Below are 1131 nucleotides of genomic sequence, written 5' to 3'. Positions count from 1 at the left end.
CGGCGGATAAGGCGGACGCCATCCAGCTTCCGAGCCGGTAGGCGCCCTTCGCCGATCAGATCCCAGACCTTCGTCTTGCTAGAGCGTTTTCGGCTTAGTCTGGATCATATCCAGCGGCGGCGAAGAAATTGGCGCATTGGTCTGGTGTGACGTCGTCAACGAGGCGGCCGATGGTCGACCACAAGCCCTCGACGGTGCGTCGAGCGGCCTTGCGCAGCAGCGCCTTGAGCTGGGAGAACGCCATCTCGATCGGGTTGAAGTCCGGCGAGTAGGGCGGCAGGAACAGCAGCCGCGCGCCAGCCGCTTCGATGGCGGCGCGCACGGCCGGCCCCTTGTGGCTGCCAAGGTTGTCCATCACGACGATGTCGCCCGGTCTGAGTTCGGGTGCGAGCACGCGCTCGACGTAGGTCTGGAAGGCGTTGCGGTTGATCGGCCCGTCCAGCACGAACGGCGCAGCGATCCCGGACAGGCGCAGGCCCGCCACGAGGGTCGTCGTCTTCCAGTGGCCATGCGGCACACTCGAGCGCAGCCGCTCACCGCGTGGAGAGCGTCCGCGCAGGCGGGCCATGTTGGTCGAAGTCCAGGTCTCGTCAAGGAACACGAGGCGAGCGGGATCGAGCTCCGGCTGATCCTCAAACCAGGCTTCGCGGGCCGCCTTCACGTCCGGGCGGTTCTGCTCTGTGGCGTGGGCTGTCTTTTTTTGTAGGTCAGGCCGCGCGCGTCGAGGAAGCTCCACAGCGTGCCCAACCCGACCGTGAGATCGTGTTCCTCCCGCAGGCGGGCACGCATCTCCTCGAGGGTGATGTCGTCCTGTGCATCGATCAGGGCTCGCAGGAACGTCTCGTGCGGGTCGAGCTTGGAGCGGCGTGCCCGCCCCTGCGGACGAGGGGCCATCGTCCCGGTCGTGGTGAGTGCAGCCATCCAGCGGATCGCCGTGGCGACACCAACTCCAAAGCGCGCAGCCGCTTGTCGCCGCGAGGTCGCACGGGCCGCGGTGACCACCCGCTCGCGCAGATCCTGGCTGTAGGGTCGGCCCATGCCTCGCTCCTCATCTGGAGCGAGCACTGAATCAGCCCGGCCGCCCGGCGTGAACCCCAACCTTCCGACTCAGCCAAAACTGAAAACGCTCTA

1 protein-coding gene is annotated in these 1131 nt (G+C 66.8%); it reads right to left on the bottom strand.

Translation table 11 applies throughout. The annotated features are described in order from the left end of the window. Positions 1-94: 94 nt before the first annotated feature. Positions 95-1038, bottom strand: a protein-coding gene (locus A5481_RS33110; RefSeq protein WP_156311982.1) for an IS630 family transposase whose coding sequence is annotated in 2 segments (ribosomal slippage) — positions 95-702 and positions 702-1038 — 945 coding nt in all. Because the reading frame shifts where the segments join, the coding sequence is not laid out codon by codon here. Positions 1039-1131 lie beyond the last annotated feature (93 nt).

This window comes from Methylobacterium platani (genome assembly GCF_001653715.1).
Taxonomy (GTDB): domain Bacteria; phylum Pseudomonadota; class Alphaproteobacteria; order Rhizobiales; family Beijerinckiaceae; genus Methylobacterium; species Methylobacterium platani.
The sequence above is the reverse complement of the archived record's forward strand: the minus strand, read 5'-3'. Positions and strand labels throughout refer to the sequence as shown.